Consider the following 18,084-nt stretch of genomic DNA (forward strand, 5'->3'; position numbering starts at 1 on the left):
CCATCGCCGACTCCGCCAACCCCAACACCGCCTCCTACGACATCACCGTCGAGCACCTCGCCGACTGGATCGCCACCCGCGGCTACGCCACCAGCTGACACCACCCAACACGCACCACGCACCACGCACGACCGAAGGGCCGGACCCCACCAGGGGCCCGGCCCTTCGCCATGCCACCGGCGGTCCAGTGGTGCGCGTCCCGATACGAGAGCCTCGGGGCGTGATCAGGCGGGGCTGGTTTCGGCGGTGAGGACGGTCAGGATCTGGTCGCCGTACTTGGCGAGCTTGTTCTCACCAACCCCGCTGACCCGTGACAGCTCGGCCAGTGAGGCGGGCGCGTCGCTGGCGATCTGTCGCAGGGTGGCGTCGTGGAAGACCACGTACGCGGGCACGCCCTGCTCCTTGGCGGTCGCGGCCCGCCAGGCGCGCAGCCGTTCGAAGAGCGACGTGGCGGCCGGCGTCAGGTCGGCGACCACGGTGGCAGCGCCGCGCGGCTTCGACGAGCGACTCGACGTCGGCCGTTCCGGCTCGCGGCGCATTGTCACGACCCGTCGGCGGCCGAGTACGTCGGCGCTGGCCTCGGTGAGGGCCAGCGTGCCGTAGTCGCCCTCCACGGCGAGCAGCCCTTCGGCGAGCAGCTGCCGGACGACGCCGCGCCACTCGGCCTCGCTCAGTTCGGTGCCGATGCCGAAGACGGTGAGGGAGTCGTGACCGTACTGGCTGATCTTGTCGGTCTGTTTGCCGAGCAGGATGTCGATGCAGTGCCCGGCGCCGAACCGCTGGTTGCGTTCGCGGTCGAGGCGGAAGACCGTGGAGAGCAGCTTCTGGGCGGCGACCGTGCCGTCCCAGGACTCCGGTGGGTTGAGGCAGGTGTCGCAGTTGCCGCAGGCGGCCGTCGTGGTCTCGCCGAAGTATTCGAGCAGTTGGACGCGCCGGCAGCGCACCGTCTCGCAGAGCGCGAGCATCGCGTCCAGGTGTGCGGCGAGGTTGCGGCGATGGGCGAGGTCACCATCGGATGTCTCGATCATCTTGCGTTGCTGGACGACGTCCTGGAGCCCGTACGCCAGCCAGGCGGTGGACGGCAGACCGTCGCGGCCGGCGCGGCCGGTCTCCTGGTAGTAGCCCTCGACCGACTTGGGCAGGTCGAGGTGGGCGACGAAGCGGACGTCGGGCTTGTCGATGCCCATGCCGAAGGCGATGGTGGCCACCATGACCAGCCCGTCCTCGCGGAGGAAACGCTGCTGGTTGGTGGCGCGGGTGGCCGCGTCCAGCCCAGCGTGGTAGGGCAGGGCGGCGATGCCGTTGGCGGTGAGGAACTCCGCAGTCTTGTCGACCGAGGCGCGGGACAGGCAGTAGACGATGCCGGCGTCGCCGGGGTGCTCGTCGCGCAGCAGGGCCAGGATCTGCTTGCGGGGCTCCCGCTTCGGCACGATCCGGTACTGGATGTTGGGCCGGTCGAAGCTGGCCACGAAGTGCCGGGCGTCGTCGAGCTTGAGCCGGGTGGCGATCTCGGTGCGGGTGGCGCTCGTCGCGGTGGCGGTCAGCGCGATCCGGGGGACCTGCGGCCAACGCTCGTGCAGCATCGACAGCGCCAGGTAGTCGGGCCGGAAGTCGTGCCCCCACTGGGACACGCAGTGCGCCTCGTCGATCGCGAACAGGGAGATGCGACCCCGGTCCAGCAGAGCGAGGGTGGAGCGGACGCCGAGCGCCTCGGGTGCCAGGTAGAGCAGGTCCAACTCGCCGTTGACGAAGGCGGCCTCGACCCGACGCCGGGCGTCGAGGGTCTGGGTCGAGTTGAGGAATCCGGCCCGGACGCCGACGGCGGTGAGCGCGTCCACCTGGTCCTGCATGAGCGCGATCAGCGGGGAGACGACGACGGCGACACCGTCGCGGACCAGGGCCGGGATCTGGTAGCACAGTGACTTGCCGCCACCGGTGGGCATGAGCACCAGCGCGTCGCCTCCGGCGACGACATGGTCGATGACCTCCTGCTGGAAGCCGCGGAAGGCGTCGTAGCCGAACACCCGGCGCAGCGCGTCCAGCGCGGCCTCGGCTCGCACGTCGGTGGGGGAAGCCATCCGCGGAGTCTACGAGCCCACCCCGACACCGCCCGTCCGCCGCACCCGGTGGAGCGTCGGGCGGGCGGTTCCGCGGCCACCTGGGTGCAGACGACGTGGGTGAGCTGCTTGGCGAGCGGGCCAGATCACCCGCGTTGACAAGGGGCGGTTTTGTCGGGAGGGCGACCTGCTGCCCGGTGCCACCGCACGACCCGGCAGCGCGTGCCCGTCCGACCCCGGTCGGGGAGATAGAGTCGCTGATTGACCATTCGCGGCCGATGGCGGCCGCGGCGCCACGGCTTGGGGGTACGGGTGAGCGAGGGGCGCACAGTCGGTGACCGGATCGAGGACCCGGCGGTCACCGACGAGCAGTCGACAGCCGAGTCGGAAACCACCCTTGTGGTGGTCACTGGGCTCTCGGGCGGCGGCCGGAGCACCGTCGCGCGGGCGCTGGAGAACGTCGGCTACTACGTGGTGGACAACCTGCCGCAGGCGTTGATGCTGGACATGGCCGAGTTGGCGTTCAAGGCCGGTGGCGCGGCCCGGCGTACCGCGATGGTGCTTGACGTGCGCTCGCGGGCGTTCTCCACGGACCTTGTCGGGGCGATCCGTGAGCTCAAGGAGCGCGGCTTCTCGCCCCGGGTGGTGTTCGTCGACGCCGACGACGAGGTGCTGATCCGGCGGTTCGAGAGCGTCCGGCGTTCGCACCCGTTGCAGGGCGACGGGCGGCTTGCCGACGGCATCGCCGTGGAGCGTGGGCTGCTCGAGGAGGCCCGCGACCAGGCCGACGTGATCATCGACACGAGCCACCTCAACGTCAACCAGCTCCGTCGGCGCATCGAGGAGCTGTTCGGCGGCGAGGACGCCCGCCGGCTGCGGCTCACGGTGCTGTCGTTCGGCTTCAAGTACGGCCTGCCGCCGGACGCCGACTTCGTGTTGGACGCCCGGTTCCTGCCGAATCCGTACTGGGTGCCGGAGTTGCGGGAGCACACCGGGCGGGAGGAGGCGGTCAGCGCGTACGTGCTGGGTCAGGAGGGCGCGGACGCGTTCGTCGCCTCGTACGCCGACCTGGTCAACGCCACCACCACCGGCTTCGAGCGGGAGGGCAAGCGGTACCTCACTGTGGCGGTGGGCTGCACCGGCGGCAAGCACCGCAGCGTGGCCATCGCCGAGGAACTGGCCAGCCGGTTGCGCGACTCCGGGCTGGCGGCGAACGCCCAGCACCGCGACCTGGGGCGCGAATGACGGCGCGCCGGGTGGTGGCGTTCGGCGGTGGTCACGGGCTCTCCGCGTCTCTGCGCGCGTTGCGCCACTGCGCCCCCGAACTGGACCTGGACATCACCGCGGTGGTGACCGTCGGCGACGACGGTGGGTCCAGTGGTCGACTGCGCGCCGAACGGGGCGGCCTGCCTCCGGGTGACCTGCGGCAGGCGCTTGTCGCGCTGGCCGGCGACCATCCGGCCACCCGCCGCAGCGCCGGGCTGTTCCAGCACCGCTTCGCGGCCGCTCCGGCTGCGGGCGTACCCCAGACGGGCGGCACCGACCGGAACCCGGCGGCGGCGACTGACGGCCCTGAGCCCGACGGCCTGTCCGGGCACGCGGTGGGCAACCTGGTGCTCTGCGGCCTGATGGAGCTGCTCGGGGATCCGGTGGCGGCTCTGGAGCACGCCGGAGCGATGCTCGGCGCGGTCGGGCGGGTGCTGCCGATGTCCCGCCAGCCGGTCGGCATCGAGGCGCGGGTACGCGGCGCGGACCCGTCCGCTCCGGACGAGGTGTGCACCGTACGCGGCCAGCACCAGGTGGCGGTCACCACCGGCCGGGTCGAGTCGCTGCGGCTCACTCCGGCGGCCCCGGCGGCCTGCGCCGAGGCTCTCGCGGCGATCGGCGCGGCGGACTGGTTGATCTTCGGGCCGGGCAGTTGGTACACGAGTGTCCTGCCGCACCTGCTGGTGCCGCAGTTGGCCGATGCGATCGTGTCCAGCTCGGCCCGGCGGCTGGTCACCCTGAACCTGGCGGCGGAGAAGGAGACCCTCGGGCTGTCCGTCGCTGATCATCTGGCGGCGCTGCACTGGTACCTTCCCGAGCTCAAGGTGGATCTCGTGCTCGCCGACGCCAAGGCGGTGGGTGACCCCGAACCGGTCGAACGTGCGGCAGAATCGCTTGGTGCCCGCCTGGTCCTCGCTCCCGTCGCCGTCACCGACGGCACTCCCCGCCATGATCCGGCTGCCCTGGGCGCCGCGCTGGTGCCTGTCCTGGGTGCCGATCGTTAGACACGTACGTAATCTCCGGCGACACGCCGGAACAGGTCCGTGAGGGGACGCACAATGGCGATGACGGCCGCGGTCAAGGACGAGCTGAGTCGGGTCGACGTGCCCAAGCCCTGCTGCCGGCGGGCGGAGATGGCCGCCCTGCTGCGCTTCGCCGGTGGGCTGCACATCGTCTCCGGCCGTGTGGTGGTGGAGGCTGAGCTGGACACCGGGGCGGTGGCGCGCCGGTTGCGCCGGGAGGTCGCGGAGGTCTACGGCTATCCCAGCGAGATCCACGTGCTGGCCTCCGGCGGGCTGCGCAAGGGCAGTCACTTCATCGTCCGGGTGGTCAAGGACGGTGAGGCCCTCGCCCGGCAGACCGGCCTGTTGGACGTCCGTGGCCGGCCGGTGCGTGGGCTCCCCCCGCACGTGGTGGCGGCGAACGTCTGCTGCGCGGTGTCCGCGTGGCGGGGCGCGTTCATGGCGCACGGCTCGCTCACCGAGCCCGGTCGCTCCAGCGCCCTGGAGATCACCTGCCCCGGCCCGGAGTCGGCGCTGGCTCTCGTCGGGGCTGCCCGCCGGATCGGCATCACCGCGAAGAACCGCGAGGTACGCGGTGTGGACCGGGTGGTGGTGAAAGACGGCGACGCGATCGCGGCGCTGCTCACCCGCATCGGCGCGCACTCCAGCGTGCTGGCGTGGGAGGAGCGTCGGGTGCGCCGCGAGGTGCGAGCCACCGCCAACCGGCTGGCCAACTTCGACGACGCGAACCTGCGCCGCTCGGCGCGGGCGGCGGTTGCCGCGGCGGCCCGGGTGACGCGGGCGTTGGAGATCCTCGCCGACGAGGCGCCCAACCACCTGACCGACGCGGGCCGGCTGCGCCTGGAGCACCGGCAGGCGTCGCTGGAGGAGTTGGGGGCGCTTGCCGAGCCGCCGTTGACCAAGGACGCCATCGCCGGACGGATCCGCCGACTGCTGGCGCTTGCCGACAAGCGGGCCCGCGACCTGGGCATCCCGGATACCGAAGCTGCCGTCACGCCCGACATGCTCGTGGTCTGATAGGACGGTAGGGCCGCACGGTGCGCCCGGGAGCACGACCCGGCGCAGCGTGGTCCCGCACGCTCGGATATGGTCGCTGAGTACGGCAAGGGGGCCGACACAGGCACTCCTCGTCGTGCTCACCGCCTCGGGCGGTCAGGTCCTCAGACCGCGGCGGGGTGGCCGAGATGAACCGTCAACGGCCGGCTCCAGCGGTCGGCGCACACCACTTCGCCGGCCCGTTGTCGCAGCCGGCGGACCAGAACGCGAGGAGATGGGCCTGTGACCATCCGGGTTGGCATCAACGGCTTCGGCCGGATCGGCCGTAACTTCTTCCGGGCAGTACTGGCGTCGGGCGCCGACGTCGAGGTCGTGGCGGTGAACGACCTGACCGACAACGCCACGCTCGCCCACCTGCTCAAGTACGACAGCATCCTCGGTCGCCTGCCGCACGAGGTCAAGGCCACCGCCGACGAGATCACCGTCGGTGGCAAGACCATCAAGGCGTACGCCGAGCGGGACCCGTCGAAGCTCCCGTGGGGCGACCTCGGTGTCGACGTCGTCATCGAGTCGACAGGCTTCTTCACCGACGCCACCAAGGCCAAGGCGCACGTCGACGGCGGCGCCAAGAAGGTCATCATCTCCGCTCCGGCGAAGAACGAGGACGTCACCGTCGTCATGGGTGTCAACCAGGACACCTACGACCCGGCGAAGCACACCATCATCTCCAACGCTTCGTGCACCACGAACTGCCTCGCCCCGATGGCGAAGGTCCTGCACGACACGTTCGGCATCCAGCACGGTCTGATGACGACGATCCACGCGTACACCCAGGACCAGAACCTTCAGGACGCGCCGCACTCGGACCTGCGTCGTGCCCGGGCCGCCGCGCTGAACATCGTCCCGACCTCGACCGGCGCCGCGAAGGCCATCGGCCTGGTGCTGCCGGACCTGAAGGGCAAGCTCGACGGGTACGCGCTGCGGGTGCCGATCCCGACCGGCTCCGTCACCGACCTGACCGTCAACGTGGGTCGCGAGACCACCGTGGACGAGGTCAACGCCGCGCTGAAGGCCGCCGCGGACGGCCCGCTCAAGGGCATCCTGGTCTACAACGAGGACCCGATCGTCTCCAGCGACATCGTCACCGACCCGGCGTCGTGCATCTTCGACGCGCCGCTGACCAAGGTCGTCGGCAACCAGGTGAAGGTCGTCGGCTGGTACGACAACGAGTGGGGCTACTCCAACCGGCTCGTCGACCTGGTCAAGTTGGTCGGTAGCTCGCTGTGAGCATCCGGACCCTCGACGACCTGCTCGCCGAGGGGGTGTCGGGTCGGCGCGTGCTCGTGCGCGCCGACCTGAACGTCCCGCTCGACAAGCAGACCGGTGACATCACTGACGATGGACGCATCCGCGCGGTGCTGCCGACGCTCGGTGCGCTTGTCGAGGCCGGCGCGAAGGTGGTCGTCTGCTCGCACCTGGGCCGCCCGAAGGGCAAGCCGGACGCGCAGTTCAGCCTCCGCCCGGTCGCCGGGCGGCTCGGTGAGCTGCTCGGCGCGCCAGTGCACTTCGCCACCGACACGGTCGGCGACTCCGCACGCTCCACGGTGGAGGGCCTGGTCGACGGCCAGGTCGCCCTGCTGGAGAACCTGCGCTTCAACGCGGGGGAGACCAGCAAGGACGAGGCCGAGCGGGGCGCGTTCGCCGACCAGCTCGCCGCGTTCGGCGACGCGTACGTCGACGACGCGTTCGGCGCCGTGCACCGCAAGCACGCAAGCGTCTACGACGTGCCGGCGCGGCTGCCGCACGTCGCGGGTCGACTGGTGCTGCGCGAGGTCGAGGTGCTCTCCAAGCTCACCAGCGAGCCCGAGCGGCCGTACGTGGTGGTGCTCGGTGGGTCGAAGGTCTCCGACAAGCTGGCGGTGATCGAGGCGCTGCTGCCGACTGTCGACCGGCTGCTCATCGGCGGCGGGATGTGCTTCACCTTCCTCAAGGCCCAGGGCCTGGAGGTGGGCACCTCGCTGCTGGAGGAGGACATGGTCGAGACCTGCCGCAACCTGCTGGAGCGGTCCTCGGGCAAGATCATGCTTCCGGTCGACGTGGTTGTCGCTGACGCGTTCGCGCCGGACGCCGCGCACGACACGGTCCGCGTCGACGGCATCCCGAGCCACCGGCTCGGCCTGGACGTCGGCCCGGAGACGGTGGCCGGGTTCTCCGCCGCGCTGTCGCAGGCGAAGACCATCTTCTGGAACGGCCCGATGGGCGTGTTCGAGATGGCGGCGTTCGCGGCCGGCACCCGGGGCATCGCCGAGGCGATCACCAAGGCCGACGCCTTCAGCGTCGTCGGTGGCGGTGACTCGGCGGCGGCCGTGCGTGCCCTCGGGCTGGACGAGTCGAGTTTCAACCACATCTCCACCGGAGGCGGCGCCTCCCTGGAGTATCTCGAGGGCAAGGCCCTCCCCGGCATCGCGGCCCTGGAGAACTGAATGGCGAGCACGACCCGCCGGCCGTTGATGGCCGGCAACTGGAAGATGAACCTCAACCACCTCGAGGCCAACCTGCTGGTGCAGAAGCTGGCCGCGAGCCTCAACGAGAAGCAGCTCACCGAGGTCGAGACGGTGGTCCTGCCGCCGTTCACCGACCTGCGCACCGTGCAGACCGCGGTGGACGGTGACAAGCTGCTGATCGGCTACGGCGGGCAGGACCTGTCCCCGCACGCCGGGGGCGCGTACACCGGGGACATCTCCGGCTCGATGCTCGCCAAGCTCGGCTGCACGTACGTGGTGGTCGGGCACTCGGAGCGGCGGGCGTACCACCACGAGGACGACTCGGTGGTCAACGCCAAGGTCAAGGCGGCGCTCACGCACGGTCTGACCCCGATCCTGTGTGTGGGGGAGGGGCTGGACATCCGGGAGCAGGGCACCCACGTGGCGCACTGCTCGCAGCAGCTCGACGGGGGCCTCGCCGGGCTCACCGCCGAGCAGGTCCGCCAGGTCGTGATCGCGTACGAGCCGGTGTGGGCGATCGGCACCGGCAAGACGGCGACCCCGGAGGACGCCCAGGAGGTCTGCGCGGCGGTCCGTCAGCGGGTGGCGGAGCGCTTCGACCAGGAGACCGCCGACCAGGTCCGGGTCCTCTACGGTGGCTCGGTCAAGGCCTCGAACGTCGCCTCGATCATGGCCCAGCCGGACGTGGACGGGGGCCTGGTGGGTGGCGCCAGCCTGGACGCCGAGGAATTCGCTCAGATCTGCAGGTTCCCGGAGCACATCGCTCGCTGATCGCTCGGTATCCTGGACACCGCCCGTCCACCGGTCGGTGCCGCCGTGCCCGATCAGACCGGGCGAGGATCGCTACGAGAGGACTTCCCCCAGTCATGCCGACCTGGTTCGCATACGTGTTGATCGTGTTGCTGACGATCACCAGCTTCCTGCAAATCATGCTGATCCTGCTGCACCGCGGCAAGGGTGGCGGCCTGTCGAGCATGTTCGGCGGGGGTGTCAGTTCCAGCCTCGCCGGGTCCTCGGTGGCCGAGAAGAACCTTGATCGCTACACCGTTCTGGTGGGGATCATCTGGTTCGCCTGCATCGTCGGGCTCGGGCTCTGGCTCCGCCTTCAGATGAGCGGCGTTGCCTGAGCAGGCTCGCGAAGTCGTACAATCTGCGCGCGGTCCGTCACTCGACGGGCCGCGCGCAGGCTTTTCTCCGCTGCACACCGCGTCGCCCGCCGCCCATCCCTGACGGCTGCGGGTCCCCTCCGACGACAGGAGCGAGCAGCCGTGCCGAATGGCAACGTCATCCGAGGAGCCCGGGTCGGGTCCGCACCGATCCGCCCGGACGAGCGACACCATCCCGCCCCGCGCCGGGACGTCACCTACTGGTGCCGCAACGATCACCGTACCGACATCCGGATCGCGGCGGAGGCTGCGGCGCCGCCCCTGTGGGACTGCCCGCGCTGTGGGCTCCCCGCCGGCCAGGACGAACAGAACCCGCCCGGTCGGGTCCGCGCTGAGCCGTACAAGAGTCACCTGGCGTACGTGAAGGAGCGGCGTACCGCCGAGGAGGGTGAGGCGTTGCTGGCCGAGGCCCTCGCCGCGCTGCGTCGCCGTCGAGGCGAGTGAAAGGAAGGGCCCCTTGTTAGCGTCCAGACGCTAACAAGGGGCCCTTCCTTTCACTTAGCGCAGGCTGCGGAGGCGGGCCGGCACGTCGGCGGCTGCCGCCCGGTCGAGCAGCCAGCGGGTCCGGTGCACGCCGTGCACACCGGCGGCCGGCAGCTGCACCGGCCCGGCGCCGGCCAGCGCCATGCCCACCGCGCGTGCCTTGTCCGCGCCACCTGCCACCAGCCAGACCTCCTCGGCCGTGTTGATCGCCGGCAGGGTGAGCGTGGTCCGCACCGGCGGCGGCTTCGGGCTGCCCCGCACCGCGCTGCACGGCCGGGTCTCGTAGTGCACGGGATGCCCCGGAAAGACCGAGGCGACGTGGCCGTCCTCCCCGACGCCGAGCATCAACACGTCGAAGTGCGGCAGAGTGGCGTGCCCCGGCCGGGCGGCGCGGGCCAGCTCCTCGGCGTACCCGGCGGCGGCGGCCTCCGGGTCGTTGCCGGCCGGGCCGTCGGACGCCGGCATGGGATGCACCCGGGCCGGGTCCAGCGGAACCACGTCCAGCAGCGCGGCGCGGGCCTGCGTCTCGTTGCGCTCCGGGTCGCCGGCCGGCAGGAACCGCTCGTCGCCCCACCACACGTCGACCCGTGACCAGTCGACCGCGTCGCGGGCCGGCAGCTGCCCGACTGCCCGGTACACGGCCGCCGCGATCCGGCCACCGGTGAGCACCACAGCGGCCTCACCCCTGTCGGCCTGGGCGTCGAGCAGCTTCACCAGCAGCCGGGCCGCCACGGCCTGCGCCAGCATGTCGGCGTCGGCGTGGACGGCGACACTCGCCTCACTCATCGGTTGTGCCTTCGTTTCCCGACCGCGCACGGCGGTCGCTGTCGCATCGTGCCGGGGCGGGCTGCCCCGGAAGTGCCGCGGCGGGTGCCGGGGAAACGCCCCGGCCCCGCCCCGCTGACGTGACCCGGCTCAGCGCTCGCTCGTGCCGCTGTGCGCGGTCACACCGGCCTCGGCGCGCCGGGCGGTGGCCGGATCCTTCCAGACGTGCACCCGCTGCGGAGAACGCTGCTCCAGCCCATGCAGCCCCACAGTGGCGCCCAGCGCCTCCGCGTACACCTGGTCGGCGTCCAGCCGGCGCAGCTCCTCGGCCAGTTCGTCACCGAGCGGCCGACGGACGAGAGGCAGCGTCCGGTCGTCCTGGCCGGTCCGCCGGAACACCGCCATGCTGTCCTCGCGGGTGAGCGTCAGGCGGTCACCGTTGGCGCAGGTCAACTGCACCTCCCGCATCCGGGGGAACTCGTTGGTGTCCACCCGGACCGGCTGAATGCCGAGCCGGCTGGACAGCCAGCCCGCCATCAGCTCCGCGGTCGGGTCGGTCGGCGGCGCGACAACAGTCGCCTCGGTGACCTTCGCCTGGGTGGTGTCGAACGCCCCGGCGACGAGGGTCCGCCACGGGGTGATCCGCGTCCACGCCAGGTCGGTGTCACCCGGTGCGTAGTCGTGGGCCCGCTGCCGCAGGGCGGCGATCGGATCCGCGGCCTGTGCGCTGTCGGTGATCCGCCGGTCGGCGACCACGCCGAGGAAGTCGGTGGCGATCTCCGCCGGAGGCGGACCGTGCCACCAGGTCACCACAGGTACGTCAGGCACCAGCAGGGGCATCACCACCGACTCGGCGTGCAGGGCGAGCCGCCCGTACATCCGGGTGACGACAGCCTCGCACGGGCCGAGCCGGCCGCCGACCACGATCTCCGCGTCCAGCCGGTTGCGTTCCCGCTCGATGTCGGAGCGGACCACCACCAGCAGCCGGCACGGGTGGGCAGCGGCGGCGATCGTCGCCGCCGCCTCCGCCTCCCGTACCCGCTTCTCGTCGACCACCACGATGAGGGTGAGCGCCATACCACTGGCCACACCGCCGGCGCTGCGCCGCTCGGCGGCGAGCGCCTTGACCACCTCGTTGCCGGTGGTGTCCCACAGCCCGATCACTGGAGCCTCCTGGTCTGCTCGCTCACGCGCGTCGCCATGCCCGACCCTCGCGGGCCAACATCTCGTCGGCTGCCCGCGGCCCCCACTCACCAGCGCGGTACGGCTCCGGCGTCGTGCCCGCCCAGGCGTGCTCCAGCGGGTCGATGACCTGCCAGCTCTGCTCGACCTCGGCGGCGTCCGGGAACAGCGTGCGGTCGCCGATCAGCACGTCCAGCACCAGCCGCTCGTACGCCTCGGGGCTGGACTCGGTGAACGCCTCGCCGTACTGGAAGTCCATCGCGATGTCGCGGACCTCCATCGTCGTGCCGGGAACCTTCGAGCCGAACTTGAGCACCACACCCTCGTCGGGCTGCACCCGGATCACCAGCTGGTTGTTGCCCAGCGACTCCATGTCGGCGTCGTTGAACGGCAGGTGCGGCGCCTTCTTGAACATGATGGCGACCTCGGTGACGCGCCGGGGCAGTCGCTTGCCGGCCCGGATGTAGAACGGCACCTCGGCCCACCGGCGGTTCTGGATGCCCAGCCGCACTGCCACGTACGTCTCCGTGGTGGAGTCGCTGGGGACGTCCTGCTCCTCCAGGTAGCCGACAGCGCGTTCGCCGCCCACCCAGCCCGGCAGGTACTGGCCGCGCACGGTGTCCCGGGCCACGTCCTTCGGCAGGGTGATCGCCTTGAGCACCTTCAGCTTCTCGGCCCGGATCTCGTCGGCGTCGAAGCTCGTCGGCTCCTCCATGGCCACCAGGGCCAGAAGTTGGAGCAGGTGGTTCTGCAGCACGTCACGGGCGGTGCCGACGGTGTCGTAGAAGCCGGCGCGGGTGCCGATGCCGACGTCCTCGGCCATTGTGATCTGCACCGAGTCGACGTACTTGGAATTCCACAGCGGCTCGAACAGGTTGTTGGCGAACCGCAGGGCGAGGATGTTCTGGACCGTCTCCTTGCCCAGGTAGTGGTCGATCCGGAAGACGTCCTGCCTGGTGAACACGTCGTCGACCAGGTCGTTGAGCGCCTTGGCCGACGGCAGGTCGTTGCCGAACGGCTTCTCCACCACCACGCGGCGCCAGCCGCCGGACTTGTCGTTGTCGGCCATTCCGGTGCGGGCCAGCTGCTTGAGCACGACGGGGAACGCGGCAGGGGGGATGGAGAAGTAGAACGCCGCGTTGCCGGTGATGCCGTGGGTCTGCCGCAGACCGTCAAGCGTGGACGCCAGCTGGTCGAAGGCGGCGTCGTCGTCGAACGAACCGCCCACGAACTTGATGTTGCCGGCCAGCCGCGCCCACACCTCGTCCCGCCACGGCGTACGGGCGTGCTTGCGGGCCGCCTCGCACGCGAGGGTCTCGAAGTCGCCGTCACCCCAGTCGCGCCGGGCGAAGCCGAGCACCACGAAGCCGGGCGGCAGCAGACCCCGGTTGGCGAGGTCGTAGACGGCCGGAAGCAGCTTCTTGCGGGCCAGGTCGCCGGTCACCCCGAAGATCACCAGAGCGCATGGCTCGGGGATCCGGGGCAACCGGCGGTCCTGCGGGTCGCGCAGCGGGTTCACGCCGCCTTCTCGCTCCGCGTCTGTCACAGCGTCCATCCTCACGTCCGCAGCTCACCGGCCGCGTCGAGCAGTTGGGCGACGCCGGCCGCCCGGTCGGTCAGGTGCAGCCGCAGCACCGGGCGCTCCCGGCCCGCGAGGGCCTCCCGGTCGCCGGCGGCCTGCGCCGCCTGCAACTCCCCGAAGGTGTACGGCTTGCCGGGCACCGCCAGGTCCTCGGCGACAGCGCCGGTCACCTGCAGGTAGCTGCCCACCTGCGGGCCGCCCTTGTGGTACTGGCCGGTGGAGTGCAGGAACCGCGGCCCCCAACCGAAGGTGACCGGCCGGCCGGCAGCCTCGGCCAGCAGCGGCCGCAGCCGGGCCGCGTCGGCGTCGGCGAAGCGGTCCAGGTACGCCATCACGGCCAGGTAGCCGTCCTCGCCCAGCCCGTCCAGCAGCCAGCGCAGCACGCCGGCCAGGTCACCGGGGGCGCCCTGCGGCGCGTACACCTCGATCGCGCCCTCGGTGAACGACGGCGTCTCCGCCGGCAGACCCGAGGCCAGGATCTTGTTGGTGTTCTCCTTGGACTCGGTGACGTTCGGCTGGTTGAACGGGTCGATGCCGAGCACCACGCCCGCCACCGCCGTGGCGTACTCCCAGGCCAGGAACTGCGCGCCGAGCGGGCCGTTGACGGCCACGTCCGGGTTGGCGCCGCCGCCGGGCATGTCACCGGCGGCAAGCGCGCCGCCGTAGCTCACCGTCAGCACGTCCGGCCCGGTGGCGCCGGGGCTCTGCGGCGACTCCACCACCACCGGCAGGATGCCCACGCCGGCCTTGCCCGTCGACTCGGCGATCAGCTGCTCGGCCCAGTCGCCGAGCCCGTCGATGCCGGTGCCGTCGGACACCAGGGCGACCTTGTCGCGGGCCAGCGTCGCCGCGGCGCCCAGCGCGGCGCCCAGCGCCAGCGCCGGGTTGTCGCGGTCCCCGTCGAGCGACTGCGCCAGCGCGTCGGCCTGGTCGAGGAGTTCGGCGACCTCGACCCCGGCCAGCGCGGAGGGGACCAGCCCGAACGCGGTGAGCGCCGAGTACCGGCCGCCCACGTTCGGGTCGGCGAGCACCGTGAACGCGCCCATCTCGCTGGCGGTGGTCGCCAGCGGGGAACCCGGGTCGGTGACGATGACGAAGTGCCTGCCGGCCTCCGCCTCGCTCATCCCGGCGTCCAGGAACGCCTGCCAGTAGGCACGACGGTGGCTGTCGGTCTCCACGGTCGAGCCGGACTTGCTGGCCACCACCACGACGGTGCGCTCCAGGCGGTCACCGAGGGCCGCCCGGACCTGGCCCGGGTCGGTGGTGTCGAGCACTGTCAGCGGCCGGCCCAGCGTCCGGGTGATCACCTCGGGGGCCAGTGACGAGCCACCCATGCCGGCGAGGACCACGTGGTCCAGGTCGGCAAGCTCCGCGGTCAGCTCGGCCAGCTGCGCCAGCAACTCCCGGCTGTGCCGGTGGGTGTCCACCCAACCGAGCCGGATCTTCGCCTCGGCCTCGGCGTCCGGACCCCACAGGCCGGCGTCCTTTGCCGCCAACCTGCCCGGGACGCCCGCCTTGACCAGCGCGTCACGGGTCGAGGCGGGGGCGGACTTGTCCACGGCGTCCGCGCCGTACACGGCGAGACCACCGGCGGCCTCCACGGGCCCATCGAGAAGGTCGCTCATGCCGCCACTCCGCTTCGCTGCGTGCCGTCATGAGGCACATTTGCACCGAGCCTGCTGATTCGCTCGCTCCGCTCGCTCATGCGTTCCCACCGGCCTTCTCGGCGGCCTTGGCGTTGCCCTTGGCGGCCTTGTTCGGCGCGCCCTTGCCCTTGGCCGCTGCCTCCAGCGACTTGCGGACGCCGTCGAGCAGCTCCTGCCAGCTGGCCTCGAACTTCTCCACGCCCTCGGTCTCCAGGGTGGCGATCACGTCGGCCATGTCCACCCCCACCGACTCCAGGTCCGCGAAGACGGCGCGGGCCGCGTCGTAGGCGCCGGTGATGGTGTCCGCGCGGGTCTCGCCATGATCGGCGTACGCGTGGATGACCGGCTCCGGCATGGTGTTGACGGTGCCGGGGGCGATCAGCTCCTCGACGTAGATGACGTCGCGGTAGTCCGGGTTCTTCGTCGAGGTGGACGCCCACAGGGGGCGCTGCGGGTGCGCGCCGGCGTCCGCGAGGGCCTTCCACCGGTCGGAGGAGAACACCTTGGTGTAGCGCTCGTACGCCAGCTGGGCGTTCGCCACAGCGGCCTTGCCCCGCAGGGCCTTGGCCTGCTCGGAGCCGATCTTCTCCAGCCGCTTGTCGACCTCGGAGTCGACGCGGGATACGAAGAACGACGCCACCGAGCCGATGGTGGACAGGTCGTGGCCGTTGGCCTTGGCCTGCTCCAGACCGTCCAGGAACGCCTCCATCACCGCCGAGTAACGGTCCAGGCCGAAGATCAGCGTGACGTTGACGCTGATGCCCTCGGCGAGCGTGGCGGTGATCGCCGGCAGCCCGGCCTCGGTGGCAGGGATCTTGATGAAGAGGTTGGGGCGGTCGACAAGCCACCACAGCGCCTTCGCCTCGGCGACGGTCTTGTCGCTGTCGTGCGCCAGCCGGGGGTCCACCTCGATGGAGACCCGGCCGTCGACACCGTCGCTCGCGTCGTAGGACGGGTGCATCACGTCGCACGCCCACCGCACGTCGTACGTGGTGAGCATGCGTACCGATTCCTCGACGTCCACGCCACGGACGGCGAGGTCGTGCAACTGCCAGTTGTACTCGTCGGCGTCGCTCAACGCCTTCGCGAAGATCGTCGGGTTGGTGGTCACCCCGGCGACGTGCTGCTCCCGCCGGAGCTTGTCCAGCCCGCCGGAGCTGAGTCGTACCCGGGACAGATCATCGAGCCACACCGCCACACCGGCGGCGGTGAGTTCACTCAATTTGTCGGTCATGCCGTCCACGCTCCCTCAGTTGCCGGTCGTGAAACCGGTGATGTCGCCCACCCGGGCCAGCGAGGCGTGAGCCGCCGCCACGATCCGGTCGGGGGTGAACCCGAATTGCTCGAAGAGCACGGTGTGCGGGGCGCTCGCGCCGTAGTGCTCCAGGCTGACGCTCTCGCCGAGGTCACCGACGACGCCGCGCCAGGACATGGCGATGCCCGCCTCCACGCTCACCCGTGCCTTTACCCCGCGGGGGAGGACCGACTCCCGGTAGGCCTCATCCTGCTCGTAGAACCACTCCTGGCAGGGCATCGACACGACCCGGGTGGGGGTGCCGTCGGCCTCCAGCCGCTCCCGGGCGGTCAGGCAGAGCTGCACCTCGGAACCGGTGCCGACGATGATCACCTGCGGCTTGCCGTTGGACGCCTCGGCCAGCACGTAGCCGCCCTTGGCCACGCCGTCCACGCTGCCCAGGACGTCGCGGTCCAGGGTCGGCAGCGGCTGGCGGCTCAGCGCCAGGGCGGTCGGCCGGTCGGTGTGCTCAAGCGCCATCCGCCACGCCCAGGCGGTCTCGTTGGCGTCCGCCGGGCGGACCACGTCCAGGCCGGGGATGGCGCGCAGCGCGGTCAGGTGCTCCACCGGCTGGTGGGTCGGGCCGTCCTCGCCCAGGCCGATCGAGTCGTGCGTCCAGACGTACGTCACCGGCAGCTTCATCAACGCGGCCAGCCGCACCGACGGGCGCATGTAGTCGCTGAACACCAGGAACGTGCCGCCGTACGGACGGGTGCCGCCGTGCAGGGCGATGCCGTTGAGGATCGCGCCCATGGCGTGCTCACGGATGCCGAAGTGCAGCGTGCGGCCGTACTCGTGGCCCGGGAAGTCCTTGGTGGCGTGCGCGGCCGGAATGAACGACGGCTCGCCCTTCATCGTGGTGTTGTTGCTCTCGGCCAGGTCGGCCGAACCGCCCCAGAGCTCCGGCAGCACCGGCGCGAGGGCCTCCAGCACCTTGCCGGACGCCGCCCGGGTGGCCACGCCCTTGGCGTCGGCGGGGAAGGTGGGCAGCGCGTCGGTCCAGCCGTCGGGCAGCACCCGGCCGGCCATCCGCTCGTAGAGTGCCGCGCGCTCCGGGTTGGCCTTCTTCCAGGCGTCGAACGCGGTGGTCCACTCCTGCTGGGCGTCGGAGCCGCGGCCCATCACCTGCCGGGCGTGGCCGAGCACCTCCTCGTCGACCTGGAAAGTCTGCTCCGCGTCGAAGCCGAGGATCTCCTTGGTGGCCTTCACCTCGTCGGCACCGAGCGCCGAGCCGTGGATCTTGCCGGTGTTCTGCTTGTTGGGCGCCGGCCAGCCGATGATCGTGCGCAGCGCGATGAAGGAGGGGCGCCCGGTCTCGGCCTTCGCCGCCACCAGCGCCCGGTGCAGGGCCTCGGCGTCCTCGTGGTACTCACCCTGGTCGGCGTCACCGCTGCGCCAGTCGACGGTCTGCACGTGCCAGCCGTACGCCTCGTAGCGGGCGGCCACGTCCTCGCTCTTGGCGATCCGGGTGTCGTCCTCGATCGAGATCTCGTTGTCGTCGTAGATCACCGTGAGGTTGCCCAGCTGCTGGTGCCCGGCCAGGGCGCTGGCCTCGTGGCTGATGCCCTCCTCGATGTCACCGTCGGAGACGATGCACCAGATGTCGTGGTCGAAGACCGACGCGCCGGGCTCGGCCTCCGGGTCGAACAGGCCGCGTTCGCGGCGGGCCGCCATGGCCATGCCGACGGCGTTGCCGAGGCCCTGCCCGAGCGGACCGGTGGTGGTCTCCACGCCGGGCGTGTGGCCGTGCTCGGGGTGACCCGGGGTGAGCGAGCCCCACTGCCGCAGCGACTTCAGGTCCTCAAGGCTCAGCGGGTACCCGGACAGGAACAGCTGGATGTAGAGGGTCAGGCTGGAGTGCCCGGCGGAGAGCACGAACCGGTCGCGGCCGGGCCAGTTCGGGTCGGCCGGGTTGTGTCGCATCACCCGGTTGAAGAGAAGGTACGCAGCAGGTGCCAGGCTCATCGCGGTGCCCGGGTGACCGTTGCCGGATTTCTCCACGGCATCCATGGCCAGCACGCGGACGGTGTCGACAGCCCGGCGATCGAGGTCGGACCAGTTGAGTTCGGAGTGCGCGGGTCGGTTGGCAGCCACGATGGTTGTGCTCCTCGGCAGATGGGC

15 protein-coding genes and 1 pseudogene are annotated in these 18,084 nt (G+C 71.3%); 9 read left to right on the top strand and 7 right to left on the bottom strand.

Annotated features, from left to right (window positions below; genetic code table 11):
* Window positions 1-98, top strand: a pseudogene (locus ADK66_RS31495) (phytochelatin synthase); the annotation flags it as partial.
* Window positions 99-224: 126 nt separating this feature from the next.
* On the opposite strand, the gene recQ reads toward ADK66_RS31495, so the two are convergent.
* Window positions 225-2,078 carry a DNA helicase RecQ gene (gene recQ, locus ADK66_RS18390; protein ID WP_053656978.1) on the bottom strand — a complete coding sequence of 618 codons (1,854 nt, stop codon included), beginning with the start codon at window positions 2,076-2,078 and terminating at the stop codon, window positions 225-227.
* 321 nt (window positions 2,079-2,399) lie between these two features.
* Between recQ and rapZ the strand changes: the two genes are divergently transcribed.
* From rapZ to ADK66_RS18430, 8 genes are all read left to right on the top strand, one after another.
* Window positions 2,400-3,302, top strand: a complete 903-nt coding sequence (gene rapZ / locus ADK66_RS18395) for an RNase adapter RapZ (protein WP_053657067.1) — start codon at window positions 2,400-2,402, stop codon at window positions 3,300-3,302.
* Entirely contained in the window at window positions 3,299-4,327 is a 1,029-nt protein-coding gene (locus ADK66_RS18400) for a 2-phospho-L-lactate transferase CofD family protein (RefSeq protein WP_053656980.1), read from the top strand. The genes rapZ and ADK66_RS18400 overlap by 4 nt, the downstream gene beginning before the upstream one ends.
* Window positions 4,328-4,381: 54 nt before the next feature.
* Window positions 4,382-5,362 (top strand): DNA-binding protein WhiA, encoded by a 981-nt coding sequence (gene whiA, locus ADK66_RS18405; protein WP_053656981.1) that lies wholly within the window; start codon window positions 4,382-4,384, stop codon window positions 5,360-5,362.
* Window positions 5,363-5,623: 261 nt separating this feature from the next.
* The gene (gene gap, locus ADK66_RS18410) at window positions 5,624-6,628 is read left to right on the top strand and encodes a type I glyceraldehyde-3-phosphate dehydrogenase (RefSeq protein ID WP_053656983.1); all 1,005 of its coding nucleotides are present in this window, start codon (window positions 5,624-5,626) and stop codon (window positions 6,626-6,628) included.
* Window positions 6,625-7,824, top strand: a complete 1,200-nt coding sequence (gene pgk / locus ADK66_RS18415; protein WP_053656985.1) for a phosphoglycerate kinase — start codon at window positions 6,625-6,627, stop codon at window positions 7,822-7,824. The genes gap and pgk overlap by 4 nt, the downstream gene beginning before the upstream one ends.
* Window positions 7,825-8,616 (top strand): triose-phosphate isomerase, encoded by a 792-nt coding sequence (tpiA, locus tag ADK66_RS18420; protein WP_053656988.1) that lies wholly within the window; start codon window positions 7,825-7,827, stop codon window positions 8,614-8,616.
* A gap of 95 nt (window positions 8,617-8,711) precedes the next feature.
* On the top strand, window positions 8,712-8,972 hold the full coding sequence (secG, locus tag ADK66_RS18425; protein WP_053656990.1) for a preprotein translocase subunit SecG: 261 nt from the start codon (window positions 8,712-8,714) through the stop codon (window positions 8,970-8,972).
* A 141-nt stretch (window positions 8,973-9,113) separates the two neighbouring features.
* Entirely contained in the window at window positions 9,114-9,455 is a 342-nt protein-coding gene (locus ADK66_RS18430; protein WP_053656993.1) for an RNA polymerase-binding protein RbpA, read from the top strand.
* Between the two features lie 54 nt (window positions 9,456-9,509).
* Here ADK66_RS18430 and pgl read toward each other — a convergent pair whose 3' ends face one another.
* From pgl to tkt, 6 genes are all read right to left on the bottom strand, one after another.
* Entirely contained in the window at window positions 9,510-10,280 is a 771-nt protein-coding gene (gene pgl, locus ADK66_RS18435; RefSeq protein ID WP_053656995.1) for a 6-phosphogluconolactonase, read from the bottom strand.
* Window positions 10,281-10,409: 129 nt separating this feature from the next.
* Window positions 10,410-11,423 (bottom strand): glucose-6-phosphate dehydrogenase assembly protein OpcA, encoded by a 1,014-nt coding sequence (locus tag ADK66_RS18440; RefSeq protein ID WP_053656997.1) that lies wholly within the window; start codon window positions 11,421-11,423, stop codon window positions 10,410-10,412.
* Window positions 11,424-11,445: 22 nt separating this feature from the next.
* Window positions 11,446-12,996 (bottom strand): glucose-6-phosphate dehydrogenase, encoded by a 1,551-nt coding sequence (gene zwf / locus ADK66_RS18445; protein WP_053656999.1) that lies wholly within the window; start codon window positions 12,994-12,996, stop codon window positions 11,446-11,448.
* Window positions 12,997-12,998: 2 nt separating this feature from the next.
* A complete protein-coding gene (locus tag ADK66_RS18450) occupies window positions 12,999-14,648 on the bottom strand; it encodes a glucose-6-phosphate isomerase (protein WP_053657001.1) in 1,650 nt (549 codons plus the stop codon).
* 76 nt (window positions 14,649-14,724) lie between these two features.
* Window positions 14,725-15,903: a transaldolase gene (gene tal, locus ADK66_RS18455; protein WP_053657069.1), complete on the bottom strand. Its 1,179-nt coding sequence runs from the start codon at window positions 15,901-15,903 to the stop codon at window positions 14,725-14,727.
* A gap of 15 nt (window positions 15,904-15,918) precedes the next feature.
* Window positions 15,919-18,057 carry a transketolase gene (gene tkt, locus ADK66_RS18460; protein WP_053657002.1) on the bottom strand — a complete coding sequence of 713 codons (2,139 nt, stop codon included), beginning with the start codon at window positions 18,055-18,057 and terminating at the stop codon, window positions 15,919-15,921.
* Window positions 18,058-18,084 lie beyond the last annotated feature (27 nt).

Source organism: Micromonospora sp. NRRL B-16802 (assembly GCF_001279555.1).
GTDB lineage: Bacteria > Actinomycetota > Actinomycetes > Mycobacteriales > Micromonosporaceae > Micromonospora > Micromonospora profundi.

Coding starts and splice junctions, on each gene's coding strand:
- recQ (WP_053656978.1), bottom strand. CDS start 2,078: ATGGCTTCCCCCACCGACGTGCGAGCCGAGGCCGCGCTGGACGCGCTG.
- ADK66_RS18400 (WP_053656980.1), top strand. CDS start 3,299: ATGACGGCGCGCCGGGTGGTGGCGTTCGGCGGTGGTCACGGGCTCTCC.
- whiA (WP_053656981.1), top strand. CDS start 4,382: ATGGCGATGACGGCCGCGGTCAAGGACGAGCTGAGTCGGGTCGACGTG.
- tpiA (WP_053656988.1), top strand. CDS start 7,825: ATGGCGAGCACGACCCGCCGGCCGTTGATGGCCGGCAACTGGAAGATG.
- secG (WP_053656990.1), top strand. CDS start 8,712: ATGCCGACCTGGTTCGCATACGTGTTGATCGTGTTGCTGACGATCACC.
- pgl (WP_053656995.1), bottom strand. CDS start 10,280: ATGAGTGAGGCGAGTGTCGCCGTCCACGCCGACGCCGACATGCTGGCG.
- zwf (WP_053656999.1), bottom strand. CDS start 12,996: ATGGACGCTGTGACAGACGCGGAGCGAGAAGGCGGCGTGAACCCGCTG.
- ADK66_RS18450 (WP_053657001.1), bottom strand. CDS start 14,648: ATGAGCGACCTTCTCGATGGGCCCGTGGAGGCCGCCGGTGGTCTCGCC.
- tal (WP_053657069.1), bottom strand. CDS start 15,903: ATGACCGACAAATTGAGTGAACTCACCGCCGCCGGTGTGGCGGTGTGG.